This window comes from Arthrobacter sp. LjRoot14, assembly GCF_964253905.1.
In the GTDB taxonomy this organism is placed as follows: Bacteria; Actinomycetota; Actinomycetes; order Actinomycetales; family Micrococcaceae; genus Arthrobacter.
Window position 1 is genome coordinate 2,244,825 of the sequence record NZ_CAXURL020000001.1, and the last position, 14,670, is coordinate 2,259,494.

Annotated in this window: 11 protein-coding genes; 6 read left to right on the plus strand and 5 right to left on the minus strand. The window is 64.4% G+C overall.

What is annotated here, in order from left to right; translation table 11 throughout:
• Positions 1-286: 286 nt before the first annotated feature.
• The 5 genes from benA to ACSQ12_RS10015 all read left to right on the plus strand — a co-directional run bounded on the left by benA (position 287) and on the right by ACSQ12_RS10015 (position 7,659).
• The gene (gene benA, locus ACSQ12_RS09995; protein ID WP_436065280.1) at positions 287-1,669 is read left to right on the plus strand and encodes a benzoate 1,2-dioxygenase large subunit; all 1,383 of its coding nucleotides are present in this window, start codon (positions 287-289) and stop codon (positions 1,667-1,669) included.
• A 37-nt stretch (positions 1,670-1,706) separates the two neighbouring features.
• Entirely contained in the window at positions 1,707-2,243 is a 537-nt protein-coding gene (gene benB / locus ACSQ12_RS10000) for a benzoate 1,2-dioxygenase small subunit (RefSeq protein WP_436065281.1), read from the plus strand.
• 124 nt (positions 2,244-2,367) lie between these two features.
• Positions 2,368-3,939, plus strand: coding sequence for a benzoate 1,2-dioxygenase electron transfer component BenC (gene benC, locus ACSQ12_RS10005; RefSeq protein ID WP_436065282.1), 1,572 nt, complete (start codon positions 2,368-2,370; stop codon positions 3,937-3,939).
• Positions 3,939-4,766, plus strand: coding sequence for a 1,6-dihydroxycyclohexa-2,4-diene-1-carboxylate dehydrogenase (locus ACSQ12_RS10010; RefSeq protein ID WP_436065283.1), 828 nt, complete (start codon positions 3,939-3,941; stop codon positions 4,764-4,766). Before benC ends, ACSQ12_RS10010 begins: the two co-directional genes overlap by 1 nt.
• A gap of 61 nt (positions 4,767-4,827) precedes the next feature.
• Entirely contained in the window at positions 4,828-7,659 is a 2,832-nt protein-coding gene (locus tag ACSQ12_RS10015; RefSeq protein ID WP_436065284.1) for an ATP-binding protein, read from the plus strand.
• 40 nt (positions 7,660-7,699) lie between these two features.
• Here ACSQ12_RS10015 and catC read toward each other — a convergent pair whose 3' ends face one another.
• From catC to ACSQ12_RS10035, 4 genes are all read right to left on the minus strand, one after another.
• On the minus strand, positions 7,700-7,978 hold the full coding sequence (gene catC, locus ACSQ12_RS10020; protein ID WP_209745251.1) for a muconolactone Delta-isomerase: 279 nt from the start codon (positions 7,976-7,978) through the stop codon (positions 7,700-7,702).
• A gap of 26 nt (positions 7,979-8,004) precedes the next feature.
• Complete coding sequence (locus ACSQ12_RS10025; protein WP_209745248.1) at positions 8,005-9,108, minus strand: mandelate racemase/muconate lactonizing enzyme family protein; 1,104 nt, start codon at positions 9,106-9,108, stop codon at positions 8,005-8,007.
• Positions 9,105-10,049: a LysR substrate-binding domain-containing protein gene (locus ACSQ12_RS10030; protein WP_436065285.1), complete on the minus strand. Its 945-nt coding sequence runs from the start codon at positions 10,047-10,049 to the stop codon at positions 9,105-9,107. The genes ACSQ12_RS10025 and ACSQ12_RS10030 overlap by 4 nt, the downstream gene beginning before the upstream one ends.
• Before the next feature lie 121 nt (positions 10,050-10,170).
• Positions 10,171-11,556: an MFS transporter gene (locus ACSQ12_RS10035; RefSeq protein WP_436065286.1), complete on the minus strand. Its 1,386-nt coding sequence runs from the start codon at positions 11,554-11,556 to the stop codon at positions 10,171-10,173.
• A 284-nt stretch (positions 11,557-11,840) separates the two neighbouring features.
• On the opposite strand from ACSQ12_RS10035, the gene ACSQ12_RS10040 reads away from it, so the two are divergent.
• Positions 11,841-12,539 carry a maleylpyruvate isomerase family mycothiol-dependent enzyme gene (locus tag ACSQ12_RS10040; RefSeq protein WP_436065287.1) on the plus strand — a complete coding sequence of 233 codons (699 nt, stop codon included), beginning with the start codon at positions 11,841-11,843 and terminating at the stop codon, positions 12,537-12,539.
• Between the two features lie 1,044 nt (positions 12,540-13,583).
• Here ACSQ12_RS10040 and ACSQ12_RS10045 read toward each other — a convergent pair.
• Positions 13,584-14,630 carry a LacI family DNA-binding transcriptional regulator gene (locus ACSQ12_RS10045; RefSeq protein WP_436065288.1) on the minus strand — a complete coding sequence of 349 codons (1,047 nt, stop codon included), beginning with the start codon at positions 14,628-14,630 and terminating at the stop codon, positions 13,584-13,586.
• Positions 14,631-14,670 lie beyond the last annotated feature (40 nt).

Here is a 14,670-nt window from a genome sequence, read left to right on the forward strand (position 1 = left end):
GAACCCGGTGCCAACCGGGTTGGGGGCAGGATCTGAACCTGTCGCGGCGCAGTTCCCGTGATGTCCGTCTCATCGTAGGCGTCAAATAAGGACGCAACAAATATCGATTAGGCCGGTTTTCTGTCAAGAAGCAGACATAAAGGAACCCTTGGTCGAACCTAGGTATTTGCCTGATGTGAGAGCCATCACGATGGGCAAGACTTGCCTGACAACGTCCCGCGGGAACACCGCCGCCGGCAAAAATTCCTGACCATCCGTCCAGCACTCTCCAATGAAGGAGCACGCCATGACCGAGAACCTGGCCCACCTCCGCGACGTCCTTGCCGACGCCGTGATCGACGACCGTGAGAACGGCGTCATCCGTGCCAAGCGCGAAATTTTCACCGATGAAGAGATCTTCGAACTGGAGATGAAGCATATCTTCGAAGGCAACTGGGTCTATCTCGCCCACGAATCCCAGATCCCCAACGTGGGGGACTACTTCACCACCAACATCGGCCGCACCCCCGTGATGATCACCCGCGATAAGGACGAGAAACTCAACTGCCTCGTCAACGCCTGCTCGCACCGGGGTGCCATGCTGTGCCGCCGCAAGACGGACAACCGCACCACTTTCACCTGCCCGTTCCACGGCTGGACGTTCAAGAACTCCGGCGAGCTGCTGAAGGTGAAGGATTCGCGAAACGCGGGCTACCCGGAGACCTTCAATAAAGCGGGCTCCCACGACCTCACCAAAGTGGCCCGCTTCGAGTCCTATCGCGGTTTCCTCTTTGGTTCCCTGAAGGCGGACGTGCTCCCGCTCGAAGAACACCTGGGTGATGCCGCCAAGGTAATCGACTCGATCGTGGACCAGTCCCCGGAGGGGCTCGAGGTGCTGCGCGGATCGTCCACCTACACCTACGACGGCAACTGGAAGGTGCAGGCCGAGAACGGGGCAGACGGTTACCACGTCACCGCCGTGCACTGGAACTATGCGGCCACCACGGCCCGCCGCACCGCCGGCGACTCCGCCAACAAGACCAAGGCCATGGACGCCGGCAAGTGGGGCAAGGTCAAGGGCGGTTTCTATTCGTACGACCACGGACACCTGCTGCTGTGGCAGGAATGGACCAACCCGGAGGACCGCCCGCTGTGGGACCGCCGCGAGGAGCTCGTCACGAAGTACGGCGAAGAGATGGCCAACTTCATGATCAACATCTCGCGGAACCTCTGCCTGTACCCGAATGTCTACATCATGGACCAGTTCTCCTCGCAGATCCGGCACTTCCGGCCCATCTCGGCGGACCAGACCGAGGTGACCATTTACTGCATCGCGCCCAAGGGCGAATCACAGGAGAACCGGTCCAAACGGATCCGCCAGTACGAGGATTTCTTCAACGCCACCGGCATGGCCACGCCCGACGACCTCGAGGAGTTCCGGTCCTGCAACAAGACCTACTGGGCCACCTCGGCGCCTTGGAACGACATGACCCGCGGGTCCACCCATGAGATCGCAGGCCCCGACGAGCAGGCCCAGGCGCTGGGCATGACCAGGGTCATCGCCTCCGGGGTGCGCACGGAGGACGAGGGGCTCTACCCCATTCAGCACGGGTACTGGAAGGAAGTCATGGACCGGGCGCTGGCGGAGGAGGAGACCTCCACCCTGGATGCTCTTCCAGTCACAGCCTGACCCCCGTCCACGTGGAACCAGAGAGAGTGCACAACCCATGACCAACCTGACAACACCCGCTGCGGCGCTCAAGAACGCCGGGGAGATCGCCACCCTCGAGACCGTCCGCGCCTTCCTGTACAAGGAGGCCCGCCTGCTGGATGACCGCCGGTTCGATGAGTGGCTTCAGTGCTACCACCCGGACTCGGAGTTCTGGATGCCCGCATGGGACGTCGATGACCGGCTGACAGAGGACCCGCAGAACGAGATCTCGCTCATCTACTACGACAACCGCGGCGGCATTGAGGACCGGGTCTTCCGGATCAAAACGGACCGGTCCTCGGCCACGTCCCTGCCCGAGCCCCGCACCGGGCATAACATCACCGACGTCGAAATCATGGAGCACGACGGCGGCCAGGTGAAGGTGCGCTTCAACTGGTTAACCCTCTACTTCCGGTACAACACTACGGACACGTACTTCGGGACCAGTTTCTACACGATCGACCTCGCCGGCGGCGAGCCGGTCATCTTGAAGAAGAAGGTTGTCCTCAAGAACGACTACATCCACCACGTCGTGGACGTCTACATGATCTGACGGCTCCCGGCCGGTGCCCGGCATCCTGCCCGGCACCGACCTTGGCCGTTTCAAAATCCGTGCCCGTCGGGCACATCCGAACCACCCGGGTCGCGTCGACGCGATTCCCAGCCAGGAGGAAACCATGGGCCACAAAGTAGCCCTCAGCTTCGAGGACGGCGTCACCAAGGTCATCAAGGTCGGCGACTACGAGACCGTGATGGACGCTGCGTACAAGGCACGCATCAACATTCCATCGGACTGCCGGGACGGTGCGTGCGGCACCTGCAAGGCCTTTTGCGATTCCGGCTCCTTCGACCCGGGCGACTACATTGACGATGCGATGACGGAGGCGGAGCTCGAGAAGGGGTACCTGCTCACCTGCCAGGCTGTTCCGGAGTCGGACCTGAGCATTCAGATCCCTGCCACGTCGGAATCAGCGAAGACTTCGGCCACCACCTTCACCTCCACCGTGAAGGAGCTCAACAAGCATTCCGAAACGACGGTTTCCTTCACCCTGGAGACGGAAAACCGGGACGCCCTGGCCTTCCTCCCGGGCCAGTACGTCAACATCAAGGTCCCCGGAACGGACGCGGAGCGCTCCTATTCGTTCAGCAGCGGCCCCGAGGTTCAGGACCCATCGTTCATGGTGCGGGTGACGCCGCAGGGTGCGATGTCCGAGTATCTGCGGGACCGGGCTGCGGTGGGCGACACCATCGAGTTCACCGGTCCGTACGGGTCGTTCTTCCTGCGCGAGCCCAAGCGGCCCCTGCTGCTCCTGGCGGGCGGCACCGGCCTGGCGCCGCTCCTGTCCATCCTCGAGAAGCTTTCCGAGAACCCGCCGTCCGTACCGGTCCATCTGATTTATGGCCTGACCAGGGAGGCGGACATCGTTGGCCTGGACTGGTTGCGCGAGTATGAGGCGAAGCTGCCCGCTTTCACGTGGGACTACATTGCCTCCGAACCGGGCACATCTGCTCCCCACACGGGCTACGTCACCCAGATCATCGAACCAAAGCACTTGAACGACGGCGATGTCGACATCTACCTGTGCGGTCCGCCCCCCATGGTCAACGCTGTGTCGAAGTGGCTGGATTCCGAGGGCATCAAACCCGCCAACTTCTACTTTGAGCGGTTTGCCCCGAAGGAAACCACCGGGGGCGACGCCGAAACAGGGGCACCCGCACCCGCAGAACGGATTGCGGCCGAAGGCGACACAATGAGCCGCAGCGAGGCGGTCTCTTCCTTGGAAACCGGCCGGCTGGACTTCCGCAAGGAGGACAGCTTCGCCCAGCTGGACGCTCGCATGGGCCTGGAGCTCGCGGTGAGCGAGCTGATGCTGGGCCGTCTCAGCGAAGAGCAGCTGCACCAGTTCCGCCGGCTCGCCGAGGCCACCACCCGCTCCGTAACAGAAGGCACTATCCAGGAACCGGACGAGTTCGCGCGGACCAACGAGGAGTTCCACGAATACCTCTTCGTGGCCTGCAACAACCCCATGCTGCTGGAGTCCTACCGCCGGCTCGACGTCCACGCCCAGATGGCCGCGGCCTTCGAGGCGGGAACCCCCATCTTCGAGCGGGTCACCCAGGACCACCTTGATGTGGTCGACGCCTTTGAGCGCCAGGACAAGGCACGGGTGCGGGAGGTCATCATGGCCCACGCACACGACGCCAAAGAAACCATGGCCGGAGCCATCGAAGCCAAGGCGGCCCGCTGATGACCCGACCATACGCCGGACAGTTCGTTACCCCCGGCCGGTACGCAGGCAAGGTGGCCATGGTGACGGGTTCTGCCCAGGGAATTGGCCGGAAGGTGGCCGAGCGCATCAGTGCCGAGGGAGGCGCCGTCGTCCTGGTAGACCGGGCCGAATTGGTCCACGAGGTGGCGCAGGAGATCCAGGCGTCCGGGCAGGGTTCCGCTTCAGGAGGTTCGGCCACCGCGGTGACCGCAGACCTTGAGACCTTCGCAGGAGCGCAGCAGGCCGTGGCGGCGGCGCTCGCCGCCCACGGCCGGGTGGACGTCCTGGTCAACAACGTCGGCGGGACCATCTGGGCCCGCCCGTATGAAGAGTACGACGAGGAGAGGATCGAGAAAGAGATCCGCCGCTCGCTCTTCCCCACCCTCTGGACCTGCCGCGCGGTGCTGCCGGCCATGCTGGAGCAAGGTTCAGGCACCATCGTCAACGTTTCCTCGGTGGCCACCCGCGGCATGCATCGCGTGCCGTACTCGGCAGCGAAGGGCGGGGTCAACGCCCTGACCCAGTCGCTGGCGATGGAAGTGGGCGGACGCGGCATCCGCGTGGTAGCGGCAGCCCCGGGCGGCACCGAGGCTCCGCCCCGCCAGGTCAAGCGCGGTCCCGAAGCGGAATCCGCCACGGAAAAGGCCTGGTACCAGATGATCGTTGACCAGACCGTGGACTCGTCCTTTCTGAAACGCTACGGGACATTGGACGAACAGGCCGCACCCATCGTGTTCCTCGGATCAGACGAAGCGTCCTACGTCACCGGCAGCATCCTTCCGGTCGCTGGCGGGGACCTGGGCTGAGTACGCCATGATGGATGGCCGCAGCCGGGTCCGGCAGGGCGTCTCCGGTAGAGTTGCGGCCATGACAGGGGCCTCCACACACGGTGAAATGGCGGAGGATCTAGCGCTTGTTGGCCGGTCGGGGGTCTTTGCGGAACTGCTGGAGATTTTCCGGACCGTCCGCAAAGGCAAAGTGGGGGCAGTGGTGATCGCCGGCCCCACGGGGGCCGGAAAGACCGCGGTTCTGGAGTTCTTCCTTGAGCACTGCCGCACGGCGGCCCGTGGTGTCCGCGTGCTGTCCGCCATGGGCGATGAGTGGGAAGCGCAGTTTCCCCTCGCTGGCTACTCCCAACTCATGCTGACCCCGCCGCTGCGTTCGGCAAAGAATTACGACGGCGGCCCGGCGCTGCCCGCGGGGCCCGTTGCGGCGCTTACCCCCGACCAGGTGGTTAATTACGCTTCCACGCTCAGTACCCACCTGGAAGGACTGCAGTCCCATGGCAGCGTGGTTGTCGCCGTGGATGACGTCCATAGACTCGACGTGGAGAGCTTGCGCATCCTCACCTTCGTGATGCGCCGACTGCACGGCAAGCGGATTATGTTTGTGCTGACCCTCAACCCGGACGATGCCTTACGCGTCCCCGCCGGTACGTTGGACTTCCTGACGGGCCACCAGGTGGCCACGATCCCGCTGGAGCCCCTCACCCCGCAACAGGTGCAGGACCTCGCCAGGCGGATGTTCGGCGTCGATCTGAGTGCGACGGCGGCCCACGGCCTGGTGCGGCACACGGGCGGGCACGCACAACCGATCGTGGAGCTGCTCCACGAACTGCCGGCGGAAACCTGGCAGACGTGGTTTCCCTCCCTCCCTCCGACGTCTCGCGTGCGCGCCCGGGTGCGGAGTGTCCTGGCCGCAGCGTCCCCGGGGCTGGTTGCTGTCGCGGAGGCCGCGTCAGTGCTCGGGAGCGCCGCAAGCGTGGCAGAGGTTTCCGAGGTCAGCGGGGTGGGGTCCGTCATGGAGGCACTCGATGAGGGACACCGTGCCGGGCTGCTGGGGCTGACCGTTGACCAGGCCCGTTCCGCCGTCGTGTTCTTTGAACCAGGCACTGCGGAGGCCATCTACGAACAGATCGTTCCCAGCCGGCGCATTGCGCTTCACCGGCTGGCCGCTGCGGCGGTGCAGCCCGAGGGTCAGCGGCTGGGCCACCGCGTCGCCGCTACCCCCGGCGCGGACGAGTCCTTGGCTGAGGAGCTGGAGGAATTCGCCCGGCGTCAGGCCCGGGTAGGCGCGTGGCAGGACGCCTCAACAGCGCTGTTCTCCGCGTCCCGGCTTTCTCTCGACATCCGTTCCCGGAACGACAGGCTCCTCAGGGCTGTGGATGCCCTGGTGGGTTCCGGCAACATTGCCGAGGCCCAGATATGGATGGCGGCGGTGGACGCCCTGCCGCCGTCGCCGCTTCGATCCTCCGTCCTTGGCTACCTTTCCACGGCGTCGGGGCAGAACGACAGCGCGCAGACGCAGTTGGAGATGGCCTGGCGCACCTCCAACCCGCAGCGTGATCCGTCTGCCGCTGCGCAGGTGGCGCAACGCTTCGTCCTGCACGGGGTAGCGTCCTGGGACGGCCCGATGATAACCACCTGGGCTGAACGGGCCATGGACCTAACGCAGCCTGGAACCCCCGCCCACGTTGAGTCGGAGGCCATTTACGGCCTGGGCCTGTACGCGCAAGGCCGGATTTCGGAGGCGGAAGCCGCCTACCACCGGGCCTTCGAACATGCTGCCGAGAACGCCCAGAAGCAGCGCGTCCAGATGGGCGCGGGCTGGCTGGCGCTGCGCCTTGACAACGCCGAGACGGCGCTGGTGAACTTCGAGTCCGCGGCCCCCACTGAATACCGCGGCGGCTCGATGCGGATCTCCCTCTGGGCCGAGGCCTGGCTGGCGCGCACCCACCTGGTGCTCGGCAACTGGGATGCAGCGGCCGCCACCGTGGCGCGCGCATCCGTGCGCCTCGAGACCTCGAGAATGCCCCTGATCCGCCCCCTGCTCTTCTGGACTGCGGCGGAGCTCTGGTCCATGCGGGGGGACTGGGAGCGGGCCCGGTACTACGTTTCCCAGGCCGCAGTCCAGCCTGGAACATACCGCGCCATGCAGGTGCCGGCGAGCCTCGCCCGTGCCCGCTTCCACGAGGCCAGGGCGGACTATGAGGGCGCCTTGGCTGTCCTTCAGCCGCTGACCGAGCTGGACCCATGGACCGAGCACCGGGTGTCCTTCTGGCCTTGGCAGGACACCTACGTCAATGCCCTTGTCATGACCGACCAGCTTGACGCCGCCGACTCCTTCCTGACGGCGTTCGAGCGTGTGCCACGCGAGCGGGAGATCCCGTCGGATATGGCGCGCATGGCGTGGGCGAGAGGCCGACTCGTGGCCGCACAGGGAGACCCGGACACCGCACGGGAACATTTTGAGGCGTCCCTGGGCCACCTTAGGGGGCTCAACCGGCCGTATCTGCGGGCACGGATTAGTTTTGCTTTCGGCCAGAGCATGCGCCGTGCGGGCAAACGGCGCCTGGCCTCGACCGTTCTGCGCGCGGCACGCGACTTATACGACACCCTGGGGGCGGTCACATATGTGGAGCGGTGCGACCGGGAACTCAAGGCGACAGGCCTCGACGTCGGCAACATGCCGGACCCGGCCGACCCCGTGCTCGCTGCGGTCAGCGACCACCACCTCCAGCTCACAGCGCAGGAGCGGGCGGTGGCCGAGCTGGTAGCGGCCGGCGCTACCAACAAGGAAGCAGCACGGGCTCTGTTCCTGGCCGAGAAGACCGTGCAGTACCACCTGACCCGGCTTTACCGGAAAATGGGAATCCGCTCCCGCAGCGAGCTCGCGGCCGTGTTCAGGGCCAAGGACTGACCCCGGACACGGCCGGACCTGCCGCACTTTGCGAGGACGCCTACTTGACGTCCGAGGGGTGCTTCGCCAGTGGCACCACTGAGATGTCCATGTAGGGGAACAGCGGCAGGTTCTGCAGGATCTCATGGAGTTCGTCGTTCGAATCGACGTCGAAGATCGAGTAATTAGCGTATTCGCCCACCACCCGCCAGATTTCCGGCCACTTGCCTGAGTGCTGCAGCTGCTGCGAGTAGGCCTTCTCCGTAGCCTTGATCTCTGCGGCTTCGTGGGCCGGAAGGTCGGCAGGCAGGTTTACGTCCATGTGGACCAGGTATTTCATGAATATCCTTTCGGTACCGGGGTTTGCTATCGGTCGGTGCGGTAGAGGGCGAGCTTGTCTTCGTCCACAGCGGTGCCCGCGCCGGGGCCTTCAGGAACCCGGATGCGTCCTCCGGTGATGGCCAAAGGCTCGGCCAGCAGGTCGTCGGCCATGTCGAGGTAATTGGAAAGTTCCGCTGCACGTTTGGCCGTGTGGGCGAAGGCGGCGCCGAAGGTCACCGAGGCTGCCGTGCCGACCTGGGTGTCGATCTGGTTGCCTATGTAGACGTCGATGCCCATGCCCTCGGCCATGCCGACGATTTTGGCCGCCTCGGTGAAACCGGACCGGGCCGTCTTTACCGCCAGGAGGTTGGCGCCCCCGGTGAGGATTTCCCGTGCGGCCTCACCGAGGTTGGCGGCAGATTCGTCTGCGGCGATCGGGATGGGGGAATTCTCCACAAGGCGGCGGCGGCCCAGGACTTCGCGGGCGTCGTCGGGCTCTTCAAGGAACTGCAGGCCCAATTCCGCTGTGCGGCGCAGGACCTCGGCCGCCTCGTTGGCTGACCAGCCGCGGTTGGCATCCATGTAGAGCTCGGCATCGTCGCCCAGGCCCTCGCGCAGTACCCGGGCGGCCTCGACGTCGAGGTACAGGGGGCGGCGGCCGGTCTTGAGCTTGAACGTGTTGATGCCGTACGTCTCCCGGAACTCCAAGGCCAATGCCAGCAATTCCTCGGCGGGTTTGAACCCGAGCATGTGGGAGACGCGCAGCGAGTCGGTGTACCCGCCCAGCAGTTTTGTGACCGGCTGGCCGAGGGTCTTGCCGATGACATCCCAGAGCGCGATGTCCACAGCACCCTTGGCGGTTTGGTTGTGCACGGTCCGGTACAGGATGGCCTGGACCTTCTCACGGTCGAAAATGTCCACGCCGATCAGTTGCGGAGCAAAAATGTCCTCCACCACCGCCATGATCGACTTCTGTGTCTCCCCGTAGGTGTAGGGGCGCGGCGGAGTGTCAGCGGTGCCCACCACGCCGTCATCCGTGCGCAACCTGACAAGCACATGGTCCGCCTCGTGCACGGAACCGGACGCGAAGTGCAGTGGATGAAGGTAGGGGATTGAGTACGGAATCGCTTCAATGGCTGCGATCTTCATGCCTGGGTGAGCCTTTCATCAGTGGGAAACGGCGCAGGGCCGGGGACCGGGGCAGGCGCCGTCGGTTCCGCAGTTGCGGTCACCACGACGTCCAGAAAATTGCGTAGCAGCGCCGAATGATGCCCGCGCATCCAAGCGACAGCGAGTTCCACTTCGGGGACGTTTTCAATCTCGCGGTAAGCCACGCCTTCAAGCTGGAAGGCCTGAACGCTGGACGGCATGACCGCAACCCCGCCGCCTGCTGCTACGAACGCCAGCATGGTCGAAGTCTCCCCAACCACCTGGGTGATGCGTGGCTGGAAACCCGCCTGGCGGCACAGGTCTGCGGTAGTGCGGTAGAGGACCGACTCCGGCCCGTACGCGATAAAGTCCTGGTCCTGCAGTTCGTGCATCGCCACGGGACGATCGACGGCCAGCGCACTGAACGAGGGAAGCGCGACAACGAGCGGCTCCCGGGTCACCGTCCGGTAGTCGATGTCCTGCGAAGCGACCGGCGGGCGCAGCAGCGCTGCGTCCAGGGTGCCGTCCCGCAGGCCCGCTTCCATGGACGGCGTGAGCATTTCGCCGTGCAGCGCCAGGGACAGGCCTGGCAGGACCTGTTTGGCAAGACGGGCGATCCGGGGCATGACGCCGTAGGTTGCGGAACCTGAGAAACCCACCCGCAGGACGCCGGTGGCGCCCCGACCGACCTGATACACATCGGCCTGAAGCTTGGCGACGTCGTTGACGATCTGCCGTCCGCGGTCCAGCAGGAGCTGACCCGCCGCCGTGAGGTCAACCCTGCGCGTGGTCCGGTTGAGCAGCTTGACTCCAAGCTGATCCTCCAGTTGGCGGATCTGCTGCGAGAGAGGTGGCTGCGCCATATGCAGGCGCTTGGCGGCCCGGCCGAAGTGCCTTTCCTCAGCCACGGCGATGAAATAGTTCAGTTGGCGGATGTCCAAAGTGGCGCCGTCCTTCCGCTGACCGGCCCCGATGGATTCTGTTGGGCTCGTGATTGATTCAAAGAATAACCCTAATGAGCCCTACTAGGATATTTCAACGACGTAATATTGTGGGCGGTGACTACTGCAGCCGTTCAGCAGGAATGCTCTTTTCTGCCCGGCCTTCTGCGATTTCCTCGACCTTGTGCTCGGCCTGCTCCAGCTTGCGCTGGCGAGGCACCAGCACGGTGACCACGGCGCCGACCAGGGCCACGGCCCCGTAGATGTAGAAGGCTGTGGATCCGCCGATGCCGGCGGCGGCCAGCCACCCGCCGATGATTGGACCGAGCACGCCGCCCAGCCGCCCCACGCTGGCGCACCATGCCACGCCTGCGGCACGGGCATTGGTGGTGAAGTAGTTGGACTGGAACCCGTAGATCAGCACCTGGGTTCCCAGCGTTCCCACGCCTGCGAGGGCGATGAAGGCAAAAAGCAGCGGCAACGGAAAACTGAACGTCATGAGCGCCAGGGAAATGGTCGCCAGCGCGAAGGTGGCCGCGATGACCCGCTGCGGCCCGCTCTTGTCCGCGAGCCGGGAAGCAAGCAGGCCGCCCGCTACTGCTCCAAGGTTCAGTGCCAGCGGGAAGAACAGGGAGTACGTCCGCCCGTAGCCGTAGCCCTCCATGATTTTGGGTAACCACGTGTTAAGACCGTACGTCAGCAGCAGGCCGCAGAAGGACATCAGGCCCAGCAGAATCGCTGCGACGGCAAACTGGCGGGAAAACACGGCTGCAAAGCCCGATTTTTGGGGTGCAGCGCCGACCTCCAGGATGATCCGCTCTTCGATGAGCGGGACGCCGGTGCGCTGTGCGGCGGCGAGGGCCTCCTGTTCCCGGCCCCGGGACAGCAGCCACCGCGGTGATTCGGGGAGCTTGCGCCAGGCAATGGGCAGGAGGACGACAAGCGGCAGCGAGCCGATGATGAACAGCCCGCGCCAGCCGATGCTGTCGAGGAAGAGGATGCCCAGGATGGAGGCCAGGACGCCGCCTGCCGGGATGCCCGAATACACAATGGCGTTGTAGAACTGCCGCTTTCCAGCAGGTGCGAATTCAGCCATGGTGGCACCGGCGCTGGCGATAACTATGCCCAGCCCAAGGCCGGTGGCAAACCGCAGGGCACCAAAGGCAGGGACACTGGTGGCAAAGGCTGTGGCAAACATGCCGATGGAGAACCAGGCAATGCCCAGGAGCATCAGCCGCCGCCGGCCGAAAAAGTCACCGACAGCGCCGCAAGCCAGTGAGCCTACGAGTACCCCGATGAGGGCCCATGAGCCGAGGAGGCCGGCGGTGACTGCATCGAATGTTCCGATCTGGCTTGGGTCCGCGAGCAGTCCTGGCAGTACGGTGCCGTAAATGACAAGGTCGTAGCCGTCAAACAGGAGGGCTGTGCAGATGATGAGGGCCACCCAGTTGGCTGTGCGCGCCTCCTTCTGTGGATTTTCGGCTATAACGGCGTGCGGTTGTGACATGGTCCCTAAGTCCTCTCTGACTCAAGTGGAGGCCTGCGGCGCCGGGAGAACCCGAGGGGCCGTCCTCCAAGTGCTTTTAGCCTGACAGAGGTGTGACCCGTGACATATGAGGGGAATGCCCGGCTTTCCGCCCGGGGGCGATTCATACGCCGCCGATCTCAAACGGCCCCCCCTTGCCGAGGTAACCCTCGGCGGTGCTGCCGGTCTCAGTCGAGACGATCTGGATATGGAACGGCGGGTCGTGAACGGTGGTTTGAGAACATGCCCGTGGGTAGGCTGGGAAAATGATCAACCCTGCACGCCTTCATTCGGACCTGTCCCGCCTCGGCAGGGAAACAGACATGTTCCTGGCCACCGTTGAGTCCCTTGCCGACGACGAAATGACTGTTCCCTCCCTGTGCGAGGGCTGGACCCGGGCTGATGTCATAGCCCACGTCGCAACCAGCGGCCTTGTCCTGGTAAATCTCATCGACTGGGCCACCTCCGGGGAGGAGCGTCCCCTGTACGCGTCACCCGCGGCCCGCTCCCAAGAGATCGTTGCACTCGCGGCCCTGCCCCGCCAGGAGCTAATTGCGGAACTGCGGGAGTCCGTCCGGAACTTTGCTGAGCAGGCACAACGGCTTAGCGGCGAACTCGCGGCCACGGAAGTGCAGGTAAACGGCAAGCCGGTCCCCGCCACGTCCATCGTGGCCCTCCGTATTGCCGAGGTGGTGGTGCATCACCACGACCTCAACACCGCCTGGACCGTCGAAGAGGCCGATCCGGATTCGCTGCTGAATGCCCTCGAAGCCGTAGTGCGGTCCCTGCGTGCCAAGGGTGCTCCCGGTATGACGCTGGTGACCGAAGAGCGTGACGAGTGGGTCATCGGCGACGGCGGATTGCGCGTTGTGTCCGACCGTGAGGGCCTGCTCCAGTGGCTGGCGCGCGGGGACGCTGAACACGTGGATATTGACGGTCCGGCGCCGGCACTGCCGTCCTGGTAAGCAGACGCGCCCAGTCCGAGCTAGAGAAGGCCTCCCCGCTTTGCTGGTCATTGGAACCGGCACACGATCCGCCGACAGGGCGGCGGTGTGTGGGATCCGGACTCTTCTTCCGGGGCGGTCCAGGTTTGGTTGATCCGGCCGGTCCGTGTCTGGACGCCCGGCTATCTGGGTGACTACCTGAGCCTGCTCTTTCAGAATCGGACTTTACTCTGACAGAGCTTCGGCTGCCGACCCGACGTCAGATGGGGGTTACGCAAATCCCACCCACTTGACCCTGCGGAACGCCCTTGTGCTTCGTCGCATCCGTGAGTGAGACAGTACGTGACATGACGTGGGCGAGATTCTTCGAAGCTATTTCGCTTCGCCCAGCAGCTTGCTGTGGTCGAGTGGGGCGGCAATGTGATCGGTTGTTCGGCCAAAGTGGTGTGGACAACTTAAGTCTGCTTTTTCGACCACATGCTGAATGGCACTTGATGCTGTCCCGCCATCCGACAAATCACACTGAGCAATGCATCTGCGCGCTGCTCCGGTGTCTTTGAACGGTCCATCCAGGGCGCCGTGGCGCAATCGGCTGTCCAGGCTGCCGTCAACGTGCTGATATCGGACCCTGCGTACGGTCGCCATGTTTCTGCAGCCGAAGCCGGCAGCATCGGCGTCACGCCGGCGGACGCCAGGGCGGCGATCCCCGAAACAACGATGGATACCATCCCGCGCCGGACAAGGGAACCGCGCGGTGCCTCGGGTGTCGTCCGATGTTGGCCTCGCTTGGAATACCCCATGAGATTCTCCTTTGAATGGGTTTCGGCCGCAGCCGGGAGCCGGGGCACAAGCTTTCCGGGCAGGAGGTGTCCAAAGATGGGTCGCTGCATGGACAACACAGGAGAGCTCCTTCCGGGGAGCGCCCTGCCGCCGGAAAATTTTTCGAAGCCTTAGCTCCGCTCGGCCCGGTAACCCTAGAGAGGCCCGGCTAGCGGTGTCAATAGCAGAAAAGGGATCTATGAAGCGAAATTTTCTCGGCTTTGGGGTTGCGGTGGAGGATTCCTGTCAGCTTCCGGGCTGCTTTCGGCCGGGGGCGGCAGTGGAGTCCCGCACCTCAAGCGATGTGGACAGCTGAATGTGCTTGGAGTCCAGCTCCTGCCCATCGTGCAGTTGGAGGACAGTCCGAAGGGCCATGCGCCCCATCGCTTCAAGGGGCTGACGGACTGTGGTGAGCTGGGGGGAGGACCATGAGGCGAGCCGAGTGTCATCGAAGCCGACCACGCTTAGTTGGTCCGGTACTGTCAGGTCGAGGGACCGGGCGGCCTCGATAACGCCCAGGGCTATCGTGTCCGACCCCGCAAAGATGGCGGTGGGCGGCTTGGGGAGTGAGAGTTGTTTGATGGCAAGATCCCGGCCTGACTCATAGGTGAATGTTCCCCAGGATGCCAGGGCGGGGTCCAGTTCAAGCCCGGCCGTTTCCAACGCAGCCCGAAAACCGTGATAGCGCTCCTGGTTCGATCCGGACGCCTTGGGCCCACCGATGAAGCCGACCCGCTCATGACCCAGGTCGATGAGGTGCCGCGCCGCTTCCAAGCCCCCGGCCCAGTTCGTGGCACCGACACTGACGATGTCCGGGCGGCCGAAGTTGATCGGGTCGACAACCACCAGCGGCACCGATGCCCTGGCCAGCGCGCGAAGGTGCTGGCTGGTCATTTGGGAGGTCACGACGATCATGCCGGTGCGGCCCTTGGCCCGTACCTCCCGGCCCCAGCCGGCATCTTCCTCCGCGTCCCTGGGGATGATGCGGACCACAACGTCCACCCCCAACTCCGTTCCGGCCGCGATTACCCCTTCCAGGATCTGCGTCGAGTAAGGGTTGACGATGCTGTCGAAGACGATGTCAACGACCGGGTCGCGCGCATCGGAGCGAAACGTGGTCGGAGAGTATTCAAGGGCCTTGGCGGCTTGCATGACGCGCTGACGCGTTTCCTCTGAAACATCGGGGCGAAGATTCAGGACCTTCGACACGGTGCCTACTGAGACGCCTGCACGGGCTGCTACCGCACTGAGGGTTGCACGTCGTTGTTTCCCCGTTTGCTGTTTTTCGCTCAAGCCCATCTCCCTGACACGGTCCGTTCTGGCAACTTTTTCG

Excerpts from the sequence above, each read along its gene's own strand:
- benA (WP_436065280.1), top strand. The coding sequence starts at position 287 with ATGACCGAGAACCTGGCCCACCTCCGCGACGTCCTTGCCGACGCCGTG.
- benB (WP_436065281.1), top strand. The coding sequence starts at position 1,707 with ATGACCAACCTGACAACACCCGCTGCGGCGCTCAAGAACGCCGGGGAG.
- benC (WP_436065282.1), top strand. The coding sequence starts at position 2,368 with ATGGGCCACAAAGTAGCCCTCAGCTTCGAGGACGGCGTCACCAAGGTC.
- ACSQ12_RS10010 (WP_436065283.1), top strand. The coding sequence starts at position 3,939 with ATGACCCGACCATACGCCGGACAGTTCGTTACCCCCGGCCGGTACGCA.
- ACSQ12_RS10015 (WP_436065284.1), top strand. The coding sequence starts at position 4,828 with ATGACAGGGGCCTCCACACACGGTGAAATGGCGGAGGATCTAGCGCTT.
- catC (WP_209745251.1), bottom strand. The coding sequence starts at position 7,978 with ATGAAATACCTGGTCCACATGGACGTAAACCTGCCTGCCGACCTTCCG.
- ACSQ12_RS10025 (WP_209745248.1), bottom strand. The coding sequence starts at position 9,108 with ATGAAGATCGCAGCCATTGAAGCGATTCCGTACTCAATCCCCTACCTT.
- ACSQ12_RS10035 (WP_436065286.1), bottom strand. The coding sequence starts at position 11,556 with ATGTCACAACCGCACGCCGTTATAGCCGAAAATCCACAGAAGGAGGCG.
- ACSQ12_RS10040 (WP_436065287.1), top strand. The coding sequence starts at position 11,841 with ATGATCAACCCTGCACGCCTTCATTCGGACCTGTCCCGCCTCGGCAGG.